The organism is Agromyces flavus (genome assembly GCF_900104685.1).
GTDB classification, from domain to species: domain Bacteria; phylum Actinomycetota; class Actinomycetes; order Actinomycetales; family Microbacteriaceae; genus Agromyces; species Agromyces flavus.
In genome coordinates this window covers 535130-549939 of sequence record NZ_LT629755.1, presented here as the reverse complement: position 1 = coordinate 549939, position 14810 = coordinate 535130, and the positions used below count along the sequence as shown (strand labels likewise).

Genomic DNA, 14810 nt, shown 5'->3' with positions numbered 1-14810 from the left:
TCACGCGCCTCCGGTTGCAGCGCCCCCGGCGTCCGCGGCCTCCTCGGTGATCGAGCGCAGGGCGTCGACCACTTCCGGCCGCAACTGCAGGCCCCGGACCGAATTGGCCGACGCCATGAGTCGCTCCAGCCAACGACGGTCCAGGCGTCGCTCCTCGTCGTTGTCGTAGGTGATGACGATGGGCATGGAGGGGTTGACGAGCACCTCCTCGTGCCGGCCGTCCGGCTGGGTCCACCCGAGGAGGATGGGCTCGTGTACGCGGAGCTTCGCGAGGATGACGGCGTGCACGTGGGCCAGCACGTCGTCGGGGAGTTCGACTCGCACGAGGCGGCCGAGGTGGAGCGATCCCACGTTCCGGGTCCTTTCGAGCAGGGGTGAAGGGCATGGCGAAGGGCAGGGCGGGGTGGCCGTTCGACCAGCGGGGTGAACGTGCATGCGTCGTCGGGTCAGGCCGTCGGCAGCTCCCCTGGGGGATGGCACGGTCGAACGCCGCGCACTGCCGACGGCCCGTCGCGGGCTTCGGGGACCCGCGCTCCCAGTGTCAAGGGGGAACGAATTTCGAGGCAGGGACTTGACACGAGCGAGCACTGCATGAGAAAAGGCGGACCGGCCGTAGGATCGCGATGTGGACCTCCGTCTCGCCCGCAGCGTGCTGCGACTCGATGCCGCACTCCCCCTCACCGCCGAGATGATCGAGCAGGCGTACGCGCACGAGGCGTGGGAACGCCATCCGTCCCGATATCCCGAGGGTGAGGCGCGGCAGGCCGCCGAGACCTGGGCGGGCACCCTCGCCGAGGCGCGCTCGAGCCTGCTCGGCACGATCTCCGCCGCACCGGCGGACGGCCCCTTCGCACCCGCCCCGCGCCGGAGTCTCCCGGCCGGGGCCATCATCGGCATCGTCGCCGGCGGCCTCGCCCTCATCGCCATGCTCGTGGTGGGCGGCGTCTTCGCCGTCGGCCTGGTCTCGGATTTGACCGCTTCGAACGGGCCGGCGCCGACCGCGGGCCAGCCGCAGGAGTCCGAGGGCGCGACCGCCGCTCCCTCCGATCCCGATGTCGACCGCGTCGAGGCATGGGAGACCGCCTTCACCTTCCCCGCGGCCCTCGAGTTCTACTCCGACGGTCGCTACGGCCACCTCTGCGGCGTGCAGTACGCCGAAGGGTGCTGGGAATCCGCGCTGTTCACCGAGGCCGATTGCGCCGAACTGGAGATCGAGCTCGGCTTCGCGAACAACCCGAAGGCGCTGTCGCCCGAGCGGTCGAGCACGGTGACCGAGAGCGACGTGGTCGCGTTCGATACCGTCCCGGTCGTGTTCGGCGACGACGACTTCGACTACGGATGGATCGAGGACGTGCGCTGCACGAGCAAGTGACCCGTCGCCTCGGCGGCGAGCCGACCTCGGCGCGCTGCTAGCCTGAGCCCGAGTGGGAGGTGCAGGCCCATGCCGCTCGCCCTGGAAGCCGGAGTCGCCACCGTCGGCGAAGTCATCGTGCCGATCGTCGTCGCACTCGTGACCGTGGCCGGCGCCATCCTCGTGCCGCGCCTGAATGCGGCCTCGGACGACCTCAAGCGGGCCGAGCAGCTGACCGCGATCCTCGCGGGCATGCCGGACTCGCCCGACCGCGACCTCGTCCGTGAGGTCCGGGACGACCACGCCTCCTCGTGGGCGCTTCGTGCGGCGGCCCCGACCCACCCGCGCCTGCGCGCGGCGGCGCAGGCCGCGTACTACGGCGGCCTCGGCGTGCTCCTCGTGAGCGCCGTCTCGCTCATCCTCGCGCCGGGCTACCAGTGGTGGTTCTGGGCGTGGTACCTCCTGGGCGCTGCGCTGCTCGCCGTCGGGGGGATCCTCGGGCATCGACGCTCGGTTCGCCGACGCGAGTGGATGAGCGAGGAACGCCGCCGTCGAGGCCTCCGGCCGCCGGTCGACGCCCGCCTGTTCCGCGCCGTCTCGAGCGAGGCCGAGCGGAGGCGCCACCGCGACGCGCCGACCGGCGACCGTCGGAGGAGCGCCGTCGATGCGACATCCGGCACCGACCGCCCCCGGGAACCGGGGAACTGAGTCGCCTCGAGCAGGCTTCGGACACCTCGAGGCCACACCACCTCGCCGCGCTCGTCCGATCCATGCCGTTCACGGCATGCTCACCCGCATAGTGTGGCCGGATGCTCCGACGACTCGTCTCGCGCGTCTACTGGGCCTGCAGCAGGTGGACCCTCGCGGGCGAGCCGGCGCCGGGCCGGCCCTCCGTCCTGATCGGCGCACCGCACACGTCGAATTGGGACTTCGTGCTCATGCTCGGCATCGCGTGGCGCTACGGGATCGACATCCGCTGGCTCGGCAAGGCCAGCCTGTTCCGCGGATGGCGCGGGCCGATCATGCGCGGGCTCGGCGGCATCCCCGTCGACCGCGCCGACCCCAGCCGCGTGGTCGCCGAGGTCGTCCGCCGCATCCGAGACGGCGAGGTGTTCGGCCTCGTCGTGACCCCCGACGGCACGCGCGGTGCGCACGAGTACTGGAAGTCGGGGTTCTACCGGATCGCCCGCGAGACCGGGCTTCCCGTCACGCTCGGCTTCGTGGACCGCACCACGATGACGACCGGCCTCGGCCCGACGTTCGAACTCAGCGGCGACGTCGCCGCCGACATGGACCGCATCCGCGCCTTCTACGCCGACAAGGCGGGGCTCCGCCCGCAGTTCCGGACGGAGCCGCGACTGCGCGACGAGACTGGAAGCGGCGCGGCGCCGGCCTGACGCCCTGGCTCACTCCTCGAGTCGGAAGCCGACCTTCAGCGTCACCTGGAAGTGCGCGACGTCGCCGTCGGCGACCACGCCGCGCGTCGAGAGCACCTCGAACCACTCGACGTGGCGTAGCGTCGCGGTGGCCCGCGAGATCGCATTGCGGATGGCGGTGTCCGTGCTGTCGGGCGAACTCCCGACGATCTCGGTGACGCGGTAGACGTGATCGGTCATGGCCCGTTCTCCCCACTCCCGCGCCATCGCGGGATGCCTCGACCCTAGCGGCGCGACGACGCGATCGACAGGCCCTCGCCTCAGTGCGATCGCGTCGCGGGACTCACTCGGTCGAGAAGTCGAGCTTCTCCTCGGCGACGGCGATCACCGACCACGTCCCGCCGTCGGCGTCGGTGAAGGCGTAGGCCGGGACGATCACCACGCTGCCGTCGGCCTGCCACTGCGTCGCGAGCCCGAGGCGGGCGTCCACGATCTCCACGTCGTTCACGGGCCACGACACGCTCTCACCGGAGGCCGGCGGCGCGGGCGGCTCGGTCGGCGCCACCCACTCCGGCGACGCGACGGCCACGTCTCCCTCGCGAACCGCCGCCGGCATCGCCGTCATCTGGGCGCTGAACCGCGGATCGGAGAGCCGCTCGAACGCCTCCTGTTCGCTGACGACGGGGTAGTCGCCGAGTTCCACGATCTCGGCCAGCAGGCCGTAGCCGCTGATCAGGCCCTGGTCGCCGACCTCGACGGTCCACGCCTGGTCGAGGCGCTGGCCGTCGACGACCGGCCACGCCTGAGCCGACCGGGTGACCGCCCCCTCCCACGTCTCGGTCGTGAACTCGAAGTCGGCCGGGTCGCGACCGGCGGCGATCACGAACGAACGGGCCGCGTCGATCGCCGCCTGTTCACCGGGGACCGCACCCGTGGGCTCGCATGCGTCGGTGCCGTCCTCGCACTTCCATGGGCTGAGGAGGGGGTTGTTGTACGAGAAGCCCAGGCTGCCGTCGAGCGAGACCCAGATCGCGGGGGCGGTGCCGTCCTGCGGCCCGACGATCCAGGCGCCATCCTTCAGCTCGGGCGTTCCCGGCACGCCGAGGGCCGCGGCGAGCGCGGCGACGGTCTCGGACGTGGACACGGCGCGGGCGTCGTACGCATAGGCGCCGGCCGTGCCGTCCGCGTCGGACAGCCCCGAGGCGTGGAAGCTGTTCCGACCCCACCCCCACGGCGCGATCATCGACTCGGTGCCGCCTGCCGACATGCGCCCGTCGGCGGCGCCGGCCCCGCCGGGCGTCGCCGGCATCGGCTCGGCGGCGCCCTGCTCGGTCGAACCCGCGCCGTCGGGCGCCGAGAGCGAGATGGGCGGTGCGGCGCCGCCGGCGAGGTTCGTCGCGCCGCCGGTCGTCGCGCCGATGCCGTAGCCCACCGCACCGACGACGGCGAGGGATGCCGCGACCGCCGCGATGGGGATCCAGCGCGGCCGCCGGCGCGCCCGTTCCGACCCCAGGTCGGTCACCGGCGCAGTGCCGGCCGGCGCATCCGCGGTCGCGCGGGCGACCACGTCGTCGGCGAACCCGTCACGGGGCTCGAGACCTGCGGCGGGGTCGGCGGCGCGCAGCCGCTCCAGCGGGTCGCGCCGGTCGTCGTCATTCATCTCGATCACCCTCCGTGAGGTCCGTCCCACCCATGCATGTGTGCCGGGCAGCCGCGACCTTGCACGTGGAACGGTTCTAGAACGACATCCGTTCGCCCCACGCCTCGCGGAGGCGCTTGCGCGCCCGCGACAGCGCGGCATCCGCACCGGACCGCGAGATCTCGAGCACCTGCGCGAGCTCCTCGCCGTCGAGGCCCTCCCAGGCGTGCAGCAGCAGGATGCGTCGGTCCCGCTCCCCCACGCTCATGAGCGCGCCGCGCAGCTCGGCGTCGAACATCGCGCTGAGCTCGGGGTCGTCGGCGACGCGGTCGGATCCCGCTTCGGGCACGTGCTCGACCGGGAGGTCGATGAGCTTGCGCCGATGGTTCGCGAGCGTGAAGCCCGCGGTGCGGTACAGCCATGGCAGCACGGCGTCGCGCGGCACGTCGTGGCGGCGGCGCCACGCGGTCGCGAACACGTCGGCGGCCAGGTCCTCCGCGTCCTGACGCGGGCCGCGGCGCGCGAAGTACTTGACGAGCGCCGTCGAGTGCTCGCGCACGAGGCCCGTGAACCACGCGAGGTCGTCGCTCGCGGCGGGCGGCTCGGCGCGATCGGGCATCGGCACCCCTCGGGTCGTCTCGGCGTCGGCGACGTCCGTGCTCGCGTTGCTCACGTCCTGCTTGTGTCGCGACTGGGGCGAGTCTTGCACGGGGCGACCGGAGAAGCGTGAACGCATGGCCGGAGATCGAGCCGGCGAGATGCCGCGAAACGCTGTTCCCCGTTGCGCGAACGACGATCCGCGTCATCTCGCGGTGCCGTCCGCCAACGACTACACGTTGAAGCGGAACTCCACCACGTCGCCGTCCTGCATGACGTAGTCCTTGCCCTCCATGCGGGCCTTGCCCTTCGCGCGGGCCTCGACGACCGAGCCCGTCTCGACGAGGTCGTCGAACGAGATGACCTCGGCCTTGATGAAGCCCTTCTCGAAGTCGGTGTGGATGACCCCGGCGGCCTGCGGCGCCTTCCAGCCCTTCCGGATGGTCCAGGCGCGCGACTCCTTGGGGCCGGCCGTGAGGTAGGTCTGCAGGCCGAGCGTGTCGAAGCCGACGCGCGCGAGCTGGTCGAGGCCCGACTCGTCCTGCCCGGTCGACGCGAGCAGCTCGGCCGCGTCGTCGGGGTCGAGGTCGATGAGCTCGGACTCGATCTTCGCGTCGAGGAACACGGCCTCGGCGGGGGCGACCAGCGCGGCGAGCTCGGCCTTCTTCGCGGCATCCGTCAGCACCGCCTCGTCGACGTTGAAGACGTAGATGAAGGGCTTCGCGGTGAGCAGCCCGAGCTCGGCGATGGGCGCGATGTCGACCTTCGACGCCGAGAGGGGCGTGCCCCTCTGCAGCTCCTCCTGCGCCTCCTTCGCGGCGGCGAGGACCGAGGGGTCGAGCTTCTTGCCCCTGACCTCCTTCTCGTAGCGCGTGATGGCGCGCTCGAGCGTCTCGAGGTCGGCGAGGATCAGCTCGGCGTTGATCGTCTCCATGTCGTTCTTCGGGTCGACGACGCCCTCGACGTGCACGACGTCGGAGTCCTCGAAGCCGCGCACGACCTGGGCGATCGCATCGGCCTCGCGGATGTTGGCGAGGAACTTGTTGCCGAGCCCCTCGCCCTCGGATGCGCCCTTCACGATGCCGGCGATGTCGACGAACGACACGGTCGCGGGCAGGATCCGCTCGGAGCCGAAGATGCCGGCGAGCGTCTCGAGCCGAGGGTCGGGCAGGTTCACCACGCCGATGTTGGGCTCGATCGTCGCGAAGGGGTAGTTCGCCGCGAGCACCGTGTTCTTGGTGAGGGCGTTGAAGAGGGTCGACTTGCCGACGTTGGGGAGGCCGACGATTCCGATGGTGAGTGCCACGGGCGTCCATCGTACCGGGCGTCCGCTGGGCGACGGATGTCGGCGCCCTCGCCTACTTTCGGAGGGTGACCGCTCCCCCGCTCAACGTCGTCGAGCACGGCTCCGGCGTGCCGCTCGTCGCCTTGCACGGCTTCCCCGTCGACCATCGCCTGATGAGCGGATGCCTCGAGCCGCTCTTCGAGGCGCACGAGCCGATCCGTCGCATCTATGCCGACCTGCCCGGCCTCGGCGCCTCGTCGGGCGACGGCGTCTCCAGCACGCGCGACGTGCTCGAGCGCGTCGACGCGTTCCTCGACGAGGTCGTGGGCGACGAACCGTTCCTGCTCGTGGGCGAGTCGTACGGCGGGTACCTGTCGCGCGCGCTCGCGCAGCGCCGGCGCGATCAGGTCATCGGACTCGCGCTCGTCTGCCCGTCGGTCGTGGCCGACGCGGCGGCGCGCACGCTGCCCGAGCGCGCGGTCCGCCGACCGGATGCGGGTCTCATCGCTCGTCTCGACCCGGCCGAGGCCGCCGACTTCACCGACCTCGCCGTCATCGAGTCGCAGGTCGTGCTCGAGCGGTTCCGGGCCGATGTCGCGCCCGGCCTCGCGGCGGGCGATCCGGCCGCGATCGCCCGCATCCGTGCCGACTACGCGCTCGACGAGCCGATCGAGCGCGGCACGCCGTTCACCGCACCGACCCTGATCGTCGCCGGCCGCCAGGACTCCGTCGTCGGCTACCGCGACCAGTGGCGGCTCGTCGAGCACTACCCGACGGCGACGTTCGCCGTCCTCGACGTGGCCGGGCACAACCTGCAGTTCGAGCGTCCGGCGCTGTTCGGCGCGCTCATGCGCGACTGGCTCGACCGGGTCGCCGACGAGCCGGCCGACTGACCGGCTGACCGGCACACCGTGTCCCCCGCCGCATCGGTGTCCGCCCTGATGCGGCCGCTGCCGTCGCCGCGTAGCGTCCACATCGCGAGCCGCCCCGTGGCTCCGCTCAGTGGACCCGGAAGGTGAACGGATGCTGCAGGCAGGACGCGTGATCGGCGAGGTCGCGCCGCCCGCGATGGTGGCCGTGCAGGCCGAGATGAAGCCCATCGTGGCGGCGCGGTCTGCGACCACGCTGGTCGTCCGGTTGACCCCGGATGCGCCGGGAGCGGCCGGCGCATCCGGCGCGACCGACGCGGCCGGCGCGGTCGACCCCGCGACCGATGCCGTCGCGGCGGTCGGGAGCCGTCCCGTGACCGTGACGGTGGTCCCCCGTGGGCTGCGGTTCCCGCTCGGGACCGCACGCACCCGCACGCTCCGGTTGCCGGCCTCCGGCACCGTCGAGGCCCGCTTCAAGCTCATCGCCGCGGATCGCGGTCCTGCGGAGGTCATGGTGATCGTGCGGCAGGACGTCGAGCTGCCGCTCGCCACCCTGCGGCTCACGACCGAGGTCGTGGACTCCGACGACCACGACCAGACGGGCGTCGCCCGCGTCGTGGCATCCGTCACCCGACCCGACCCGGCGGTCGCGTCGCGTCCCACCATCCGCATCGACGAGGAGCTCGTCGGCACCCGATCGACCTTGCACGCGGCCGTCTCGGTGGGCGGAGACACGCACCACTTCCGCGTGAAGCTCGGCGATGCGCTCCGTATCGCCGGCGACGTGCAGGCGGCGTTCGCCGGCTTCCGCGCCAGGCTCGCCGGGATGTCGCCGTCCGAACGCGCCGAGTCGATCGACCGCGGGCTGCGCGCGCTCGGCGCCGAGCTCGCCGACCGCGTGCTCGACCGGCAGGCGCGCGAACTGCTGTGGGCGCACCGCGACGAGCTCGACGGGATCGTCGTGCAGACGACCGCCGCACTCGACCTGCCCTGGGAGCTGCTGCTCGTGCGCGCGCCCGGCACGAAGGGCGACCCCGACGACCGATTCCTCGCCGACTACGGCGTGACGCGCTGGGTCGTCGGTGCGCCCCATCCGACCTCGATCCGCGTGCGGCGCACCCGAGCGCGGTACCTGTGCCCGCAGTACGCCGAGCCCGACCTCGCACTCTCGCGCACGTCGGCCGAGGGCGAAGCGGTCGCGCGCCGCTTCGGCGCGATCGCCGTCGAACCCGACGCGGCCTCCGGGCTCGCGGCCCTCATGTCAGGTGGCTTCGACCTGCTCCACTTCGCCGGGCACGCGCGATGGAGTCCGCGACCGGAGCACCGGCAGGAGGTGCTCCTCGGCGGATTCCGCCCGGACGACACCGGACTGGCCGCCCGGTACAGCGACGCCGACGCGCGCCGCGACCTGCGGAAGCGGCCCGAGTCCGAGACCTCGCCGCTCGTCGTGCTCAACGCCACCGACCTCGGTCGACTGCCCGCGGGTCGGACCTGTCGCACGGGGTTCGCCGAGGCGTTCCTCCGCGCTGGTGCGGGCGCCTTCGTGTGGCGGGGCTGGTCGCTCGACGACGACCCGGCGAGCCCGTTCGTCGAGGCGTTCTACGACGCGTTCGTCGAGGGGTCCACGATCGAGGAGGCCGCGAAGGCCGGCCGTACCGCGGCCAGGGAAGCCGGCGACCCGTCGGGACTCGCATTCGCGGTCTACGCGCACCCCGAGGCGCGGCTGCGCATCGAGTGACCGCTCCGCGGCGCCCGCTCAGCCGAGTCGCGCGCGGAAGCAGCGGGTGACGTACGGGATCGCGAGCTCCTCGGCGCCGGCCACGTCGGGATGGGTCGTGAGCAGCGTCTCGAGCGCGGCGATCACCGAGCGCTGCTCGGACGGCGGCGCGGTCAGGTAGTAGCTGCGCGACCGCACGAGGTCGAGGAACCTCGCGCGCGACATCCGCTCGACCCACTCGACCGAGTGCTCCTCGATGGGGCCGAACGGCCGGCCGACGCGGACGTAGTCCTGGAAGCTCGCCGAGGCGTCGTGCCGCTCATGCATGATCTCGCCGGCCTGCCGGAGCCACTCGACCGACGTGTCCCGGCTGTTCCACACGATGCCGAGCGTGCCGCCCGGGCGCAGCACGCGCGCGATCTCGGGCACCGCGCGCTCGGGCTGGAACCAGTGCCACGCCTGGCCGGCGACGACGGCGTCGACCGATGCATCCTCGACCGGGATGTCCTCGGCCGTGCCGAGGATGCGCGGCACGCCGGGAACCCGCACCTCGAGTTCCTCGAGCATCTCCTCGACCGGGTCGACCGCGATCACGTCGCGATCGAGCTCGATGAGCGCCTCGGTGAGCTTCCCGGTTCCGGCCCCCAGGTCGAGCACGCGCGTCGCGTCGCCCACCAACCACGCGACGGCCTCGATCGGGTACCCCGGCCGTGCCGCGCCGTACACGGATGCCGCGGCGCCGAACGAGCGCGCCGAGCGAACGGTCTCGGGGTCTGCGGGATCCCGCACGAGGCCGCCGTCATCGCCGGCGCGCTGCTCCACGGTGCCATTCCACGCCCGCACCGCGACATCCGTCAACCGTTCGACGACGCGCGGGACGACGCGCCCGGCGGTGTCGTGCCCGCGTGCGACGATCCCCACGTGCCCGTGAGCTTCACCGCGATCGACTTCGAGACCGCCAACTCCTCCCCCGCGTCGGCGTGCTCCGTCGGACTCGTGAAGGTCGTCGACGGGCGGGTGGTCGAGCGTGAGCACCGGTACATCCGTCCGCCGTTCCCGCACGACGACTTCGCGTACTGGAACGTGCGCATCCACGGGATCACGCGCGACATGGTCGCCGACGCCGGCGGATGGGAGGTGCACCTGCCGTTCCTACGGGAGTTCGCGGGCGACGACTGGCTCGTCGCGCACAACGCCGGGTTCGACATGGGCGTGATCGTGAAGACGACCGAGGTGCACGGGCTTCCCGTGCCCGACTTCCGCTACCTCTGCAGCCTGCAGGTGGCCCGGCGGACCTATCACCTCGAGTCGTACCGGCTCCCGTCGGCCGCGATGGCCGCCGGTTTCGAGGACTTCTCGCACCACGACGCACTCGCCGACGCCGAGGCCTGCGCGGCGATCGTCGTGCACGCGGCGAAGCGCCACGAGGCCGACGACCTCGCGCGCCTCGCGCACGTCACGCGCGTGCGGGTGGGTGCGATCGGCACCGTCGCGTCGGCCGCCGCGGCCGCGGCCGACGGCCCGATGGCGCTGCAGTAGCGGTCAACCCCCTCCCGCGGTCCACGCGGGTCGGCTTGGCTCGTTCCTGTCGAAGGGAGCAGGCATGACCGAGGCGACGAAGGATGCCGCGACGGACCGCTGGCCGGATGAGGCGCCGCCGCGACGCGCGATCGTGACCGGAGCCGACTCCGGCATCGGACGGGCCACCGCCGTCGCGCTCGCCGCCGCCGGCATGGACGTCGGCATCACGTACCACTCGGATGCCGCGGGCGCCGAGGAGACGGCCGACGAGGTGCGCGCGCACGGCCGACGCGCCGAGGTCGCCCGCCTCGACGCAGCCGACGCACCGGCGTGCGGCGACGTTGTGGACGAGCTGTGCGAGCGCCTCGGCGGCATCGACGTCTTCGTGAACAACGCCGGCACCGGGTCGTCCACGCCGTTCGCGGACCAGTCGTGGGACGAGTGGCGGCACGTCGTGGCGACCGACCTCGACGGACCGTTCGTGTGCCTGCAGCGCGCCGCGCGGCGGATGGTGGCCGCGGGCGGGGGCGGGCGCCTCATCGCCGTGACGAGCGTGCACGAGCATCAGCCGCGCGTCGGCTCGAGCGCCTACGACGCCGCGAAGCACGGGCTCGGCGGCCTAATGAAGACGATCGCTCTGGAGCTCGGAGAACACGGCATCACGGCGAACTGCGTCGCCCCCGGGGAGATCGCCACGCCGATGACGGACCAGGAGGACGAGGACCCGAGCACCAAGCGTCGCCCGGGCGTGCCGCTCGGTCGTCCGGGGGACGCACGCGAGATCGCGGCCGTCATCGCGTTCCTCGCCTCGCCCGAGGCGGCGTACGTGACCGGTGCCTCGTGGGTGGTCGACGGCGGGATGCTGCAGATGGGACCGCAGGCCGGCTCGCACCTCACCGACGACGAGTGGCGCCGGGGTTGACGCGATCGGCGCGGCTGCCGCGGAGATGTCGGGGGCCGCTGACACACTGACGGCATGGACCTCCTCCTCCTGCTCATCGGCCTCCTCGTCGGCGGCGTGATCGGCGCACTCGTCATGCACGTCGTCGCCTCGCGCAGGCCCGCCGACGGCGGTGCGGTCGCAGAGGACCCGGCCCTCGTCGAAGCGCGCCATGAGCGCGCGCTGCTCGAGCTCCGCGCCGCCGCCGACGCCGAACGCGCAGCGCTCCTCGCCGAGCAGCAGCAGGGGCAGGCGATGCTTCGTGCCGAGCTCGCCGCGGCCGAGGCCGCGGCGGCGGGGCTGCGCGAGCAACTCGAGCAGCAGGTGCAGCAGTACCGCGAGGCGCTCGACCAGCAGCGGCGCGACCAGGCCGAGCGCAGTGAGCGCGAGCGCCGCGAGAGTGCGGTGCTGCAGGCGCTCAGCCCCGTGCGCGAGACCCTGGCCACGATGCAGCGCAAGGTCTCCGAGCTCGAGCAGCAGCGCAGCGAGCAGTACGGCTCGCTCGCCGAGCAGCTCAAGCGCGCGCAGCTCTCCGACGCCGAACTGCGGGCCACGACCGAGTCGCTCGCGAGTGCACTGCGCAACAACAGCACGCGCGGTGTCTGGGGCGAGACGCAGCTGCGGCGCGTGGTCGAGGCGGCCGGCCTCGTCAAGCACGTCGACTTCGGCGAACAGCACCAGGTCGCGACCGAGCAGGGCCGCGGCCGGCCCGACCTCGTCGTCTACCTCCCCGGCGGCAAGTACATCCCCCTCGACTCGAAGGTGCCGCTCGAGCACTACCTCGAGGCCTCCGCCATCCCCGAGACGGCGATCGGCGAGCAGGGAGCCCGTCGGAAGGCGCTCATCGAGAAGCACGTCAAGGCGATGCGCTCGCACATCGACGCGCTCGGCAAGAAGGGGTACTGGCAGGGCTTGGAGTCGCCCGAGTTCGTCATCGCGTTCATCCCGAACGAGTCGCTGCTCTCGGCCGCGCTCGAGGCCGACGCGGTCCTGCTCAACTACGCGTTCGAGCGTCGCGTGGCGCTGGCGTCGCCCGTCAACCTGTTCGCGGTGCTGAAGACCATCGACTACGCCTGGCAGCAGCAGGCCGTCTCCGACGAGGCAAAGAAGCTGTTCGACCTCGGCAACCAGCTCTACCAGCGCATCGGCGTGCTGGCCGGCCACGCCGACTCGCTGCGCAAGGCGATCGAGCGCACCGTCGACAGCTACAACAAGTTCGCCAGCTCGCTCGAGTCCCGCGTGCTGGTCACGGCGCGGCAGTTCCCGGGCATCAACGAGACCAAGCTCTCACTCGTGGCCGAGCCGACACCGATCCACGAGTCGCCGCGCCGGCTGTCCGCGCCCGAGCTCACCGAGAGCGGCATCGCCCTCGAAGCGGGCGGCGCGCCGACCGCTCCCGCCGACGGCGCCACTGCCGAATCGGCGGCCGCAGGCGGCGTCGATGCCCCGGTCGAGCTCGCGATCGACAGCGAGTTCGATGGCGCCGACCTCGACCCGCACATCCGCTCCGCCTCGTCCTGAACGGTGGGCGTCGCCCCGGTCGTCTCGTCTCAGGCGGCGATGACCTGGCGACGGCGACCGCGCATCACATCTCGATGACGCTCAGCACGTTGCCGGAAGGATCGCGGAACCAGGCGATGTTCGGGCCGGGGTTCTCCTCCGAGCCGTGGGCGATCCCGCGCTCGTCGGTGCCGTACGCCCATCCTTCCGTATAGATCTTGGTCTCGACCCCGGCGGCGTTCAGCTCGTCGACGGCCTGCTCGATGTCCGCGACGACGAAGTTCAGGATGGTGAATCCGGCCGGCTCGTGATCGGGTTTCGGATACACGAAGACCGGCTGGCCGGACGGCAGCGTCAGGCGTAGCCCTCCCATCGCCTCATCGGCGACCGCGAGCCCGAGCTTCGATCCGTAGAACTCGCGTGCCGCCGCGATGTCATCGACGCTGAATCCGGGGAATGCATCCCGAATGGCCACCATCCGGTCCTCCTTCGCTCGGGCCCACACTCGCACGCGAGCGCAGCGATCGTCCAGCCCCCCGACGGTCGAGCACGGTCACTCCGGTCGCGGGTCGGCCGGACGCACGGCTGGAGAGCGCGGATGCGGCTCGTCCACCGGCGGAGCGAAGCCCGCGGCCGCCTCGCTCCCGGTCACCTGCGTCGCGTCGAGCATGCCATCGAGCGGGTGGGCGAGCTCGTCCTGGCCGAGCCGCGCCGCCGCCAGCGTGATCACCGCGAGCAGCGGCGGCACCAGGCCCGCGAGCAGGAACGCCGGCGCCAAGCCCAACCATTCGCCGACCGGTCCGGCGATCGCCATCGAGAGCGGCATCAGGGCGAGCGAGACGAAGAAGTCCAGGCTCGAGACGCGACCCAGCATGGCGGGCGGCACGCGGCGCTGCAGCAGCGTCCCCCAGACGACCGACGCGGCATCGAACAGGAACCCCACGATGAACGTCGCGACGACCATGACCCAGAGCCATGACGTCACGCCGATCACGGCGAGCGGAATGCAGCCGAAGCCCCACGCGAGGATCATGAGCGTGAGGTAGCGGCGCGGCAACCGGAAGCTCGCCACCAGCAGCGAACCGACCGCGCCGCCGATGCCGAAGGACGCGAGCACGAGGGCGAACTCGCCGGCACCGCCGCCCGTCTGGTCGCGCACGGCGAACGGGATCAGGACCTCGATCGGGCCGATCACCACGAGCACGAGCAGGATCGAGAAGGCGAGCGTCGCGAACAGCCATCGGGTCCGCAGCAGGTACGAGAAGCCGTCACGCAGGTCGACGAACATCTGGCGAACCGGATGCAGCTCGGACGCCTCGAGATCGCGGCGGACCGCCGTGGTGTGCATCAGGCCGAGGCCTGCGATCGCCACGACCTGCAGCACCGCGACGACGAGGAATGCGAGCCAGGGCGCCTGCACGGCGATCAGCACACTGGCGAGCGCGGGTCCGGCGGCGTTCTGCGCCACCGGCCGCAGCACGCCCTCCACGCCGTTCGCCGCCAGGAGCTGGTCGGCCGGGAGCAGCGCCGGCAGCCACGCCGAGTACGCCGGGTAGAAGAACCCGTCGGCGACGCCCAGCACGAACGAGAGGACCGCGAGATGCCAGACCTCGATGAGGCCGGCCAGCGCGAGCGCGCCCGCGATGCCGAACACGACGGAGCGCACCGCCTCGACCACGAGGAGGATGCGACGCTGGGGCACCCGGTCGGCGATCACCCCGCCGACGAGCACCGCCGCGACGAGCCCCAGACTCGCGCCCACGGCGACGATCGACAGGTCGATGGGCGATCCGCCGAGCTCGATCACCTGCCATGCCGCGGCGACGATCCACGCGCCCGCCGACAGGAGCGACGCCGAGAGCGCGACGACGAGCAGCCGGTACTGCCCGGAACCGAACGGGCGCAGCGCCCGCGGCATCCTCGTCGCGGTGGTCACTCGCCCAGTCTGGGGGAATCGGTGCCGTCCCGCGACCGGGTGGCCGTTGTCTCAGCGTTCGAGGATGCGCTTCAGCGCA

16 protein-coding genes are annotated in these 14810 nt (G+C 72.3%); 8 read left to right on the top strand and 8 right to left on the bottom strand.

All coding sequences use genetic code 11. The annotated features are described in order from the left end of the window. The gene (locus BLT99_RS02755) at positions 1-351 is read right to left on the bottom strand and encodes a DUF7882 family protein (RefSeq protein WP_092669084.1); all 351 of its coding nucleotides are present in this window, start codon (positions 349-351) and stop codon (positions 1-3) included. Between the two features lie 274 nt (positions 352-625). Here BLT99_RS02755 and BLT99_RS02750 point away from each other — a divergent pair, with 274 nt between their 5' ends. The 3 genes from BLT99_RS02750 to BLT99_RS02740 all read left to right on the top strand — a co-directional run bounded on the left by BLT99_RS02750 (position 626) and on the right by BLT99_RS02740 (position 2748). Further along, positions 626-1372 carry a hypothetical protein gene (locus BLT99_RS02750; RefSeq protein ID WP_092669082.1) on the top strand — a complete coding sequence of 249 codons (747 nt, stop codon included), beginning with the start codon at positions 626-628 and terminating at the stop codon, positions 1370-1372. A 69-nt stretch (positions 1373-1441) separates the two neighbouring features. Next, complete coding sequence (locus BLT99_RS02745; protein ID WP_092669080.1) at positions 1442-2059, top strand: hypothetical protein; 618 nt, start codon at positions 1442-1444, stop codon at positions 2057-2059. A gap of 101 nt (positions 2060-2160) precedes the next feature. Beyond that, positions 2161-2748, top strand: coding sequence for a 1-acyl-sn-glycerol-3-phosphate acyltransferase (locus BLT99_RS02740; RefSeq protein WP_092669078.1), 588 nt, complete (start codon positions 2161-2163; stop codon positions 2746-2748). 9 nt (positions 2749-2757) lie between these two features. Here BLT99_RS02740 and BLT99_RS02735 read toward each other — a convergent pair whose 3' ends face one another. The 4 genes from BLT99_RS02735 to ychF form a co-directional block, all read right to left on the bottom strand. Next, positions 2758-2967, bottom strand: a complete 210-nt coding sequence (locus BLT99_RS02735) for a dodecin (RefSeq protein ID WP_092669076.1) — start codon at positions 2965-2967, stop codon at positions 2758-2760. 103 nt (positions 2968-3070) lie between these two features. Then, the gene (locus BLT99_RS02730; RefSeq protein WP_157674914.1) at positions 3071-4387 is read right to left on the bottom strand and encodes a hypothetical protein; all 1317 of its coding nucleotides are present in this window, start codon (positions 4385-4387) and stop codon (positions 3071-3073) included. A gap of 76 nt (positions 4388-4463) precedes the next feature. After that, positions 4464-5039 (bottom strand): RNA polymerase sigma factor, encoded by a 576-nt coding sequence (locus tag BLT99_RS02725; RefSeq protein ID WP_308209010.1) that lies wholly within the window; start codon positions 5037-5039, stop codon positions 4464-4466. A 156-nt stretch (positions 5040-5195) separates the two neighbouring features. Beyond that, on the bottom strand, positions 5196-6269 hold the full coding sequence (ychF, locus tag BLT99_RS02720) for a redox-regulated ATPase YchF (protein WP_092669072.1): 1074 nt from the start codon (positions 6267-6269) through the stop codon (positions 5196-5198). Between the two features lie 65 nt (positions 6270-6334). Between ychF and BLT99_RS02715 the strand changes: the two genes are divergently transcribed. Next, positions 6335-7141 (top strand): alpha/beta fold hydrolase, encoded by an 807-nt coding sequence (locus tag BLT99_RS02715; RefSeq protein WP_092669070.1) that lies wholly within the window; start codon positions 6335-6337, stop codon positions 7139-7141. Between the two features lie 130 nt (positions 7142-7271). Next, positions 7272-8855: a DUF7363 domain-containing protein gene (locus tag BLT99_RS02710; RefSeq protein ID WP_092669068.1), complete on the top strand. Its 1584-nt coding sequence runs from the start codon at positions 7272-7274 to the stop codon at positions 8853-8855. Positions 8856-8873: 18 nt separating this feature from the next. Here the strand turns inward: BLT99_RS02710 and BLT99_RS02705 are convergent, their stop codons facing one another. Continuing rightward, on the bottom strand, positions 8874-9755 hold the full coding sequence (locus BLT99_RS02705; protein WP_229724855.1) for a class I SAM-dependent methyltransferase: 882 nt from the start codon (positions 9753-9755) through the stop codon (positions 8874-8876). On the opposite strand from BLT99_RS02705, the gene BLT99_RS02700 reads away from it, so the two are divergent. The 3 genes from BLT99_RS02700 (at position 9756) to BLT99_RS02690 (ending at position 12816) form a co-directional block, all read left to right on the top strand. Next, positions 9756-10373, top strand: coding sequence for a 3'-5' exonuclease (locus BLT99_RS02700; RefSeq protein WP_092669066.1), 618 nt, complete (start codon positions 9756-9758; stop codon positions 10371-10373). A gap of 64 nt (positions 10374-10437) precedes the next feature. Continuing rightward, complete coding sequence (locus tag BLT99_RS02695; protein ID WP_092669064.1) at positions 10438-11277, top strand: SDR family oxidoreductase; 840 nt, start codon at positions 10438-10440, stop codon at positions 11275-11277. A gap of 54 nt (positions 11278-11331) precedes the next feature. Then, positions 11332-12816, top strand: coding sequence for a DNA recombination protein RmuC (locus tag BLT99_RS02690; RefSeq protein WP_229724856.1), 1485 nt, complete (start codon positions 11332-11334; stop codon positions 12814-12816). Positions 12817-12880: 64 nt separating this feature from the next. On the opposite strand, the gene BLT99_RS02685 is transcribed toward BLT99_RS02690, so the two are convergent. Both BLT99_RS02685 and BLT99_RS02680 read right to left on the bottom strand, forming a co-directional pair. Further along, positions 12881-13273, bottom strand: a complete 393-nt coding sequence (locus BLT99_RS02685; RefSeq protein ID WP_092669062.1) for a VOC family protein — start codon at positions 13271-13273, stop codon at positions 12881-12883. A gap of 75 nt (positions 13274-13348) precedes the next feature. Continuing rightward, positions 13349-14713, bottom strand: a complete 1365-nt coding sequence (locus BLT99_RS02680) for an MFS transporter (protein WP_092675502.1) — start codon at positions 14711-14713, stop codon at positions 13349-13351. Between the last annotated feature and the right edge of the window lie 97 nt (positions 14714-14810).

Bases quoted from the DNA above. Each gene is read 5' to 3' on its own strand.
- BLT99_RS02745 (WP_092669080.1), top strand. From the start codon at position 1,442: ATGCCGCTCGCCCTGGAAGCCGGAGTCGCCACCGTCGGCGAAGTCATC.
- BLT99_RS02690 (WP_229724856.1), top strand. From the start codon at position 11,332: ATGGACCTCCTCCTCCTGCTCATCGGCCTCCTCGTCGGCGGCGTGATC.
- BLT99_RS02740 (WP_092669078.1), top strand. From the start codon at position 2,161: ATGCTCCGACGACTCGTCTCGCGCGTCTACTGGGCCTGCAGCAGGTGG.
- BLT99_RS02680 (WP_092675502.1), bottom strand. From the start codon at position 14,713: ATGCCGCGGGCGCTGCGCCCGTTCGGTTCCGGGCAGTACCGGCTGCTC.
- BLT99_RS02730 (WP_157674914.1), bottom strand. From the start codon at position 4,387: ATGAATGACGACGACCGGCGCGACCCGCTGGAGCGGCTGCGCGCCGCC.
- BLT99_RS02695 (WP_092669064.1), top strand. From the start codon at position 10,438: ATGACCGAGGCGACGAAGGATGCCGCGACGGACCGCTGGCCGGATGAG.
- BLT99_RS02710 (WP_092669068.1), top strand. From the start codon at position 7,272: ATGCTGCAGGCAGGACGCGTGATCGGCGAGGTCGCGCCGCCCGCGATG.
- BLT99_RS02685 (WP_092669062.1), bottom strand. From the start codon at position 13,273: ATGGTGGCCATTCGGGATGCATTCCCCGGATTCAGCGTCGATGACATC.
- BLT99_RS02735 (WP_092669076.1), bottom strand. From the start codon at position 2,967: ATGACCGATCACGTCTACCGCGTCACCGAGATCGTCGGGAGTTCGCCC.